General features: G+C 60.8%; 5 protein-coding genes. All 5 read right to left on the reverse strand.

Annotation, left to right across the window (positions count from 1 at the left end):
* Positions 1-7: 7 nt before the first annotated feature.
* Positions 8-1,924 (reverse strand): autotransporter assembly complex protein TamA, encoded by a 1,917-nt coding sequence (locus tag ACOYNB_RS10665; RefSeq protein WP_422839052.1) that lies wholly within the window; start codon positions 1,922-1,924, stop codon positions 8-10.
* A gap of 5 nt (positions 1,925-1,929) precedes the next feature.
* Complete coding sequence (locus tag ACOYNB_RS10670) at positions 1,930-3,105, reverse strand: vWA domain-containing protein (protein ID WP_422839053.1); 1,176 nt, start codon at positions 3,103-3,105, stop codon at positions 1,930-1,932.
* Positions 3,106-3,126: 21 nt separating this feature from the next.
* A complete protein-coding gene (locus tag ACOYNB_RS10675) occupies positions 3,127-3,969 on the reverse strand; it encodes an AAA family ATPase (RefSeq protein WP_422839054.1) in 843 nt (280 codons plus the stop codon).
* A gap of 125 nt (positions 3,970-4,094) precedes the next feature.
* A complete protein-coding gene (locus ACOYNB_RS10680; protein ID WP_422839055.1) occupies positions 4,095-7,133 on the reverse strand; it encodes a type I secretion C-terminal target domain-containing protein in 3,039 nt (1,012 codons plus the stop codon).
* A gap of 171 nt (positions 7,134-7,304) precedes the next feature.
* Positions 7,305-10,045 (reverse strand): beta strand repeat-containing protein (locus tag ACOYNB_RS10685; RefSeq protein WP_422839056.1); only part of this gene is annotated, 2,741 nt, incomplete at its 5' end.

The raw sequence follows: 10,045 nt of genomic DNA on the forward strand, positions 1-10,045 counted from the left end.
GCCTCACTCACAAGCTCACCCCTACGCTGAAATGGATACGCCAGTCCTGCACTTTGGTGCCGTATGCCATGTCCAATCGCAACGGCCCGACCGGGCTACGCCAGCGAATGCCGGCGCCGTAGCCAACATTCGCTTGCAAGTGACCAAAGCGATCGGCGGCATCACCTGCATCCACAAACACGGCGCCCCACAGGCTGGGCATGCGCTGAAGCAACGGGTGCCCCAACTCCAGACTGGCCGTGGCCAGAGAGCGCCCGCCCGTCACCACGCCGTCTTTGATCACACCCAGAGACCGGTAGGCATACCCGCGCACGGATTCGTCGCCGCCTGCGCGAAACAGCAAGGTGTCCGGCACCGTGACCGTGTCTGCCGCAAACACCTGCCCGAGCTCTGCACGCGCACTCATGTGCCAATTCCACGGCCAGGGCTGGTAGCAGGTCACGCGTGCATACGACCGCCCAAAATAACCTGTCTCACTGGAGGCCGAGTAGCTGCGCCCGCCAGACAGTTGCGCCAGCGTGGTCGTACCTCGAGTGGGCAAGACCTGGTTGTCGACATTGCGAAAGATGAATTGCGTGGTGTAACTCACCGAGCGCGCGTCCGACACCAGCACATTGGCAGCGGATTGCACCTGGGCACGCTGGTACTCGATGTAATCGGTGCGTTCGAGCCGTTCGCCTTCTCGCAGTTGGCCCACGCGCAAACGCTGGCTGGTGGTCGCCGCCTTGTCGCTGTCGAGCAGATAAGACGCCTGTCCAGACACCAGTCCACGCTTGCCGCCCTCCCAGGGGTGAGAGGTGAAATCGACTTGCCCGTGCGAGTCCAGGCGCCCCAGCTGGACGGTACTCTTGGCCTGCCAGCCCAGATCAAAGATGTTGCGATGCAGGTACTCGGCAGACACACGGGGCCCGGTGTCACTGCTCACACCCACCCCGGTAGTGGCCGCCTGCATGGGCAACTCACGCAGCTGCACCACAACGGGACTGGCATCGGCCTGCGTGGGGTCCAGGTCGGTGCTGACAAAGATGTTGTCAAACAGATTGAGCTTCTGGATGCGCTCCTGCCAATCGAGCAGTTGCTTTTCCTGATAAGGATCGCCCTTGTTGAACGGGGCCAGGTTGGTCACCGCCGACGCATGCTGACGCTTCAAGCCTTCGACCCGGATGTCGCCAAAACGGAAGGTCGGCCCGGAGTCGGCCACCAAAAACAGCTTGGCCGTTTGCTGGGCTGCGTCGACCGTGGCAGACGTCCCGCTCCAACTCGCCATCGGGTAGCCCTGCGCCCGCAAGCGGGCCAGTGCCGCATTGCGCGCCCCCGACCAACCGTCCTGCGTGAAAAACTCGCCCACGGGCAAGCTCCATGCTTTGTCGACTGCAGCGATCAAGGCTTGTGCACGGGCGTCGCCATCGGACGCTCGCGTGTCGAGGTCGCCTTCGTACACAAACTGCACTTTGCTGACTTTGGTGCGCACACCCGGCGTCACATGCAGGGTGATGAGAATGGGCTCATTGCCCTTGGCGTCGCGCACGAAGGTGCTGATTCGGGCATTGAAATAGCCCTGCGCATCGAGCAAGGCTCGGGCCTGCTCGGGCGCCGACACCACCAGGCGCCGCAGTTCATTGCGGCTGATCTGCAGCGACGTATCTTTGGCCAGCTCGCGCTCGAACCGCGCCACGTCCAGGTAGGTTTCGAGCAGGGTGTCGAGCGGCTCTGGCGCATCCACATTCAAGCGCCACACGAGCAACGACGGGGCCACACCGCCCGGCGCGGTAGCGTCACTACCCTCATCGCTGGCGGCATCCACCTCCAATGACGCCAATTGTGCGTCCAGCGGGTGGGTGCTGGGCGCGGCTTGACCCAGCGCTGCCCCCCCCAGACCGGCGCACAGGACGCCGAGTCCGAGTTGGCTCAGCCAACCAGGCATCCAGGTCATTTGCTAAGCAAACGCATCGCGCCTTCCAGCCCCTGCAGGCTCATGGGGAACATGCGCCCGCCCATGAGTTGCTGCATGATGGCCACGCTTTGGCGATAGGACCACACGCCTTGTGGCTCAGGATTGATCCACACGAAGTTGGGAAACGCGTGGGTGAGTCGGCCGATCCACTCTGCGCCGGCCTCTTCGTTGTTGTACTCCACACTGCCGCCGGGCTGCAGGATCTCGTAGGGGCTCATGGTCGCATCGCCCACAAAGATCAGCTTGTAGTCCTTGTTGTACTTGCGGATGATGTCCCAAGTGGGAATCTTCTCGGTGAAGCGCCGGTGGTTGTTCTTCCACATGAAGTCATAGACGCAGTTGTGGAAGTAATAGAACTCGAGGTGCTTGAACTCGGACTTGGCCGCCGAAAACAGCTCCTCGACACGGTGCACGTGGTCGTCCATCGAACCACCCACGTCCATCAGAAGCAAGACCTTCACGGTGTTGTGCCGCTCAGGAATCATCTTGATGTCGAGCATGCCAGCGTTGGCCGCCGTGCTGTGGATGGTGTCATCCAGATCCAGCACCTCCGCCGCCCCTTGGCGAGCGAACTTGCGCAAGCGACGCAGCGCGACCTTGATGTTGCGGGTGTCGAGCTCGATGGTGTCGTCGTAATCCTTGAATTCGCGCTTGTCCCACACCTTGACGGCACGACGATGACGCGAGCGGTCCTGCCCGATGCGGATGCCTTCCGGGTTGTAGCCATAGGCACCGAAAGGCGACGTGCCACCGGTACCGATCCACTTGTTGCCGCCTTCGTGACGCTCTTTCTGCTCTTCCAGCAACTCTTTGAGGCGGTCCATGAGCTTGTCCCATCCCCCAAGCGCCTCGATCTTGGCCTTTTCTTCGGGGCTGAGCTCACGCTCGAAGTGCTTGCGCAACCACTCGGCCGGCAACTCGCGGTTCAGATCGAGGGCTTCGGTCACGCCATTGAAGTACAGACCGAAGACACGGTCGAACTTGTCGAAATGCGCTTCGTTTTTCACCAGCGTCATGCGGGCAAGGTGATAGAACTCGTCCACAGAGGGGCCGATCACGCCGTCCTTGATGGCTTCGATCAGGCTCAGGTATTCCGGGATGGTGACCGGGAGCCGAGCCTTACGCAGCGCAAAGAAAAAGTCGATGAGCATGATGTGCTCTGACCCTGGGGATCAGCGGTTGTGGCGTGCCATGTAGACCAGCTTCTCGAAGAGGCTGAGGTCTTGTTCGTTCTTGAGCAGCGCGCCTACGAGCGGCGGCACGGTGGTCTTTTCGTCCTTGGACTGCAGCACTTCCAGTGGGATGTCTTCGGCAACCAGCAGCTTGAGCCAGTCGATCAGCTCCGAGGTGCTGGGTTTCTTCTTCAGGCCAGGCAGGTTGCGCACCTCGTAGAACTGGCGCATGGCCGCCTGCAGCAACTCTTGCTTGATGCCGGGGAAGTGAACTTCCACGATCTGCTTCATGGTGTCCGCATCGGGGAAGCGGATGTAGTGGAAGAAGCAGCGGCGCAGGAAGGCGTCAGGCAGGTCTTTCTCGTTGTTCGAGGTGATGATCACCAGCGGACGATGCTTGGCCTTGATCAGCTGGCGCGTCTCGTAGCAGTAGAACTCCATGCGATCGAGTTCGCGCAACAGGTCGTTCGGAAACTCGATGTCAGCCTTGTCGATTTCGTCGATCAGGAGCGCCACTTGCTGGTCCGCATCAAAAGCTTGCCACAGCGTCCCCTTGACGATGTAGTTGTGGATGTCGCGAACTTTCTCGTCACCCAACTGGCTGTCGCGCAAGCGGCTGACCGCATCGTATTCGTAGAGGCCCTGTTGGGCCTTGGTCGTGGACTTGATGTGCCACTGAAGCAGCGGCATGCCCAAGGCCTCGGACACTTGCTCGGCGAGCATGGTCTTGCCGGTTCCCGGTTCACCCTTGACCAGCAGCGGACGTTGCAGTTTGAGGGCCGCATTGACGGCCAGTTTCAGGTCTTCTGTAGCGACGTACTGATCGGTACCTTGGAATTTCATGAGCAAACTCAACCGGGTTGTTACTGTGTTTGAGTATAGGTGCGCCCGCAGATCCGGGGCGGCCGGCGGGGCTTTCGCACCACCGGCTATTGTCACCTGCTCAACATGCGTTCCGGTGAGTGTGCTTACGCTTGGTCGACGAGCAGTTGCTTGTTGTTCAACAGTGCCTGAATGATGGCGCCGTTGCTGGCCGAACTGCCCAGGGCCAATTCGCTGGCCAGATCGACATTTTGCAAAACGATCTGCTGATCCACCGCCGTAGACACTTGCCCGGAGGTGCTGACTGAGATCACGGTGTCATGGCCGGACACGGCGAAAGACAGATATTGCGCCAAATTGCCTGCGCCACCCGCCGTGTTCTCCCCCTGCAGGAGGTCACGCATGTCGAGCACGTCCCCAATGGTCGGGGCAACGCCCACCTTGAAGTCCTTGATGACGTCGACCGCCGTGCTGCTGTCGGACAAGTGCCAGGCGAAGACATCGCTGCCCTCCCCGCCCATGAAAACATCGGGCGACGATGAGGCCGACAGGGTGTCAGCGGTAGCAGTCCCGGCATGCACTTGCGTGTGACTCACCGTGATTTGCAGGCTGGACGACGCCACATTTCCTGCGCCATCCGCGAGCTGGAACGCGACAGACTCCAAACCGCTGCCCGAGCCATGCGCCTGGTAGCTGTAGGCTCCCGATTGCATGTTGACCACCAACTCCCCACCCAGTGCCGTGGTGACACTGACTTGCGGGACGCTGGCGTTGTACGCATAGGTGACACCGTCGATCGTCAGGCTGGCCACATGGTCTGCGGCGAAGGTGCTGGAAGGATTGAGCGTGCCCGCAATCGACAAGTTGCCGCCAGCCGTATCTTGCGTGGTGCCTGCCAACACGCTGCTGAGTTGCGCAAAGTCAGTCACGACCACACCGTCGAGGTTGGTGGAGGCCTGCGCGTCGTAGGCAATGGGGCTCAGGTAGGTGTCAGACACCTCGGTGCCCATGCCGATGGCGTAGCTCTTGATGTGATTGGCCTGCAGGAAGGCAATCCAGCCGGACTCTTCTGTGGCATCAATGCCATCACCCAATGTGGACTGGGTGATGTTGCCGCTCTGGAATCCTTTGCCGGGGTAGAACGTGTTGTTCAGCGGGGCATCTGAGGACAGCGTTGGGTTGCCGTCGGACAGGAAGTAAGCAACGTTCTGGGCATTGCTCAGTTTGTCGGCATCCGTCGCAAAAGCCGCCTGTGCCTGAGCCAATGCATGGTCGTAGTTGGTCGAATCTTCGGTCGTAATGGTGCTCAGCAAGGCTTTGGCATCCGCCACCGTCAGCCAGTGATCACCCTGCGCGGCCGCATCATTCGAGAAGATGACCAGGCGTACGGCCACATTGCCGAATTCGTCGTACTTGTCGAGCAAGGTGCCAATGGCCTGAATGGCAGCCTGCATGCGCGTCAAGGTGCCAATGCCGCTCGGGTTGTTCATGCTGTTGGAAACATCCAGCACAACGAGCAGATTGGTATCCAGCGCAGACACGTGTGCGGCCACGTCGGGCAGCACGATGGGGGCTTCGTTGTCGGTGATCGCAGCCTGGTTGCTGGCCGTGGGGTTCACGGTCGTCCCGGCGATCACATCAGCCTGTAGGCCAATGTATTCAAGGCCTTCTGTCAAGGCGTCCTCAACGGTGGCGACGCGCACCAGGATCTCGGTCTCGCCTGGCTGGAAACTCAGCGGGCCGCTCACGGCCTCCCAGGCGTGGGTCGCGGTGTTGTAGTACGCCAGCGGGCCAATGGTGTCGACGCCAGCGGTCGCGGACTCCAACGGATCGGTGCCGTCTTTCAGGTGCAGATTGACCGTGACCACATCTGATGAGGTCTGCGTCAGCTGCACGGAAAATGAGGCGTACCCACCCTCCACGGTGTCTTCGCCGTAGACCACCAGATAAGGCGGATCGTTGTCGGTGATGGCGGCTTCGTTGGCGGCCGTGGTGTTGGCGGTGCGCCCGGCGACCACGTCGGCCTGGAGGCGAATGTATTCCAGGCCTTCGGCGTTGACGTCGTCCACCGTCGCGACACGAATCTGGATCTCAGTCTGACCAGGCTGAAAACTCAAGTTGCCGTTGACGGCTTCCCAGGTGTTTGTCTGAGGGTTGAGGTATTCGAGCGATCCGGTCGTGTCAATGCCTGCCGTGGCCGACTCCAATGGGTTGCTGCCGTCTTGCAAACGGAGGGAGACAGTGACCGCTTCGTAGCTGGCCTGTGTCAGTTGGACCGAAAACATGGCGAAACCGCCTTCAACGGTGTCCTCGCCATAGACCACCAGGTAGGGAGGATCGTTGTCTGCGATCGCGGCCTCAGCCGCAGCAGCGGTGTTTTGCGTGGCACCGGCGGTCACGGTGCCTTCCATTCGGATGTACTCCACGGGCTCCACAGTCGTGTCGTCGATGGTGGCAACCCGCACCTGAAGCTCGGACACACCCGGCGCAAAGACCAGAGCTGATGTCAGGGGCGCCCACACATTCGTTGCTGGATTGAGCACTTCAAGTTGTGTGCTGGTGTCCAGTCCCGGTGTGGCGGGCGGCGCATCGGCATCGCTGCCCATACCGGGCTTGAGAGACAGCGTGACCGACACGGCGTCGGTATGTGCTTCGGTGAGCGTGACGCGAAACACGACCGGGCTGCCTTCCGTTGCGTCATCGCCGTAAATCACCAAATAGGGCTTGGCGGGCGCTGGGGGCTGGGGGGTATCGATGGGCGTGTCCAACGAAACGCCCTGCAAACGTTGGTCGGCCCCAGATGCTTGTGGCACGACGGACGGCGTGCGAGCCGTGTCGAACTCGTAATTCAGCGGTGTCACGCCTTCCATCACGCGATCAACGCGCAGGCCGGGCAACAGCCCACCGTTGGCGCCACCGAACAGCCCTGCCTCAGGTGCGGCCTCGTCCACACCCGCATTCAAAGCGTCAATGGCTTTGTCGGCGTCCTCAACCAAGACAGGGGCCTTGGTCGGAACAGCCAACGGCTGGATCTCAACGATGCTGTCATCGTTGGTCAGCACATGCTCCCCGCCCTTCAGTTTGTCACCAACATGCAGTGGGTGGAGGCTGCCGTCCGGCATGCGGATGAACGCCTGCCCCCACACAGCTTTGACTGTTCCTGCAGACATGGTGAGTGTGGGCATAGTGGGGTCCGTTAGATGCTCGAGAAACTGGAACGAGTTTAGGCCCAAGCATCATGGAACGGGTCGTGAAACAGCCCCCCGTCTGGAGGGCGTAAAAACCCAAAAAGAAGGCCCCGATGTGTGCTTCATCACATCGGGGCCTCTGTTTTTGCCGTTATGCGAAACGGGTAATCAGGTGTTATCGACGATCAGTTTGTTGGCAGTCAGGAGCTTGGCGATGACCTCTGCGTCGGTTGCCGTCGATGTCAGGCCCAGACCGGTCCGCACATCCACCCCCGTCAGGGTAATGCGCTGTGTCTCCTGGGTTGAGTCGTAGACGCCGTTCGCAAAACCGCCGGTCGAACTGATGCGCACGATCGTCGTCCCGGAAGTCGTCGTGGTATCGAAATCGATGTAGTTCTGCAGGTTGCCTGTGCCACCCACAGTGTTTTCGCCCACGAGCAGGTCACGCAGATCCAATACATCGCCACCAGCGGCAACCGAGGACAGACTGAAATCCGAGATCGTGTCCCGTGCAGGTGTTCCCGCCGTACCGCCGTCAGCGAAACGCCAGCCGAAGACATCGGAGCTAGAGCCCCCCGTCATGGTGTCATTGCCTGCGCCGCCGAAGATGAAGTCGGCACCTCCGCCCGCGCTGATGGTGTCGTTGCCGGCGTAGCCATCAATCACGTCAGCAACACTGGTGCCGTTGAGCGTGGTGTTGTTGCTGGCCGTGCCATAAATATGGCTGGCCGGTGCATCGGTCACATCAACCATGGAAACCGCACCGCTGACTGGCAGCACATGGAGGTCAACCGTCTGCGAAACCGTGCTAGCAGTGGAAGATCCGGCCGATTCGGTCGCGGTCGCAACGACGGAGAGATGCAAATCACCCTGGTAACTGCTGGACAAGCGCAGCACGGCTGCATCGAGATCCGCGCCCGCAAACGTGATCAGCCCACCAGATTCGGAGTAGACGTGAGAGCCGGCCACAACTTGTGCGCCAGTGGGCACGCCACTCAAAGTCAGTGAGAGTGATTCGGACCCATCGGTATCGGTCAAGCCTGCAGCAATGTAGTTCGAAAGGTCGATGTCGGTTGCAGCACCAGAACTGGCATTGCCAGCCGTGACCCCGTTCACCGCGATCAGGCTGATGTTGTCAATCATCGCGCCACGACCGTTCGGATCGGTGGCTGTGGGTGTCGTCAGGATGGACAGGGTGTGCGTGCCGCCGTCGCCCATGAACGATACGCCCAGATGCTTCCAGTCGATGGCAGTCGAAGAGCTGGTGTTGGAATAGCTAGCAATCGTCACGCCATCCAGCTGGATGGAGATGGTGGTGTACGTGTCTGCGTAGCCAGGGCGTCCCGCATAGTCCAATGACAACTCGTAAGCCATGCCTGCCGTCGTCGTGATGGAGCGACTGATGCCGATGGTCTGAACGTTGCTGGACGCATCGTTCAACTCCAGCCAGTTGCGGCCGTTGCCAGGTGCTGCATAGACAGTGTTGGTCCCACCAGTCGCGTTCACTTGTTGGTCGGCGTTTGACCAGACCTCGAATGCGTTGGTGCCGCCCGTTGCAACTTCTGGAGAGTCGACACGGGTCCATCCTTCCAGGGTTGTCGCGTTCACCTGCTCGGACGTAGTGTCACTGTTGGTCACAGTTTCCCAGCCGGTGTTGAACAGCAGCGAGGTGCTGCGATTCGTGACCGTCAAGGTCGGCGTGTCGGCCACAGGTGTGATGTTGATGGTGGTGGTATCCGTGTCGGTCATGGACCCGCCGGAGCCTGTGTTGCCACCGTCACTGGAGGTCATCGTGAGCGTCACCGCACCGCTGGCATTCGCCGCGGGAGCATAAGTGGGCGCCGTCGTACTGGATGCCAGGTAGCTGTTGATGTTGGCCAATGTGCCGGTCAAGGTCAGCGTACCGGTACCCGAGCCTGCAACGGTCACGGAGCCACCACTTGTGGCGGCCAATGTGCCGCTGGCCACCGCAAGTGTGACGGTCATGGAGCCCGTACCGGCGTCCACGTCCGCTAAAGAAAGACCCGTGAGCTTGACCGATGTGTCTTCGTTCGTCGTGAAGCTTGCTGGCAGCGTGTTCACTGGCGCATCGTTGACTGCGTTGATCGTGATCGTGCTGGTATCCGTGTCGGTCAGCGCGCCGCCCGTGCCGGTGTTGCCACCGTCATTCGTCGTCATCGTCAGCGTGGCTGTGCCGCTCGCGTTGGCCACTGGCACGTAGGCCGGGGCTGTCGTGCTCGACGCCAGGTAGCTGTTGATGTCAGCCAGCGTGCCCGTCAGTGTCAGCGTGCCTGTCCCCGAACCGCCCACGGTCACCGAACCAGCGCTCGCTGCCGTGATTGCGCCGCTATTGACTGCCAGCGTTACTGTGATCGTGCCGCTGTTGGCATCCACGTCCGTCACCGAGAGACCCGTCAGCTTGACCGACGTGTCTTCGTTTGTCGTGAAGCTTGCTGGCAGCGTGTTCACCGGGGCGTCATTGACCGCACCGATCGTGATTGTGCTGGTGTCCGTGTCAGTCTTGGCTCCACCGGCCCCGGTGTTACCGTTGTCGTTGGTCGTGAGCGTCAGCGTCGCCGTGCCATTGACGTTGGATGCTGGCGTGTAGCTCGGTACCAGTGTGCTGGATGCAAGATAGCTGTTGATATTGGCCAGCGTCCCGGTGAGAGTCAGGGTACCCGTCCCGGAACCAGCAACCACGACAGAAGCGCCGCTGGCAGCAGTCAGCGAGCCACTGTTTACCGACAGGGTCACCGTCACCGAACCAGAACTAACATCCACATCCGAAACGGAAATACCTGTCAGCTTGACAGCAACATCTTCGGTCGTTGTGAAGTTACTAGGCAACGTGTTGACCGGGGCATCGTTGACCGGCGTCACGTTGATCGTGCTGGTGCCCGTCACCGTCG

This window comes from Aquabacterium sp. (assembly GCF_049317225.1).
In the GTDB taxonomy this organism is placed as follows: Bacteria; Pseudomonadota; Gammaproteobacteria; order Burkholderiales; family Burkholderiaceae_C; genus Aquabacterium.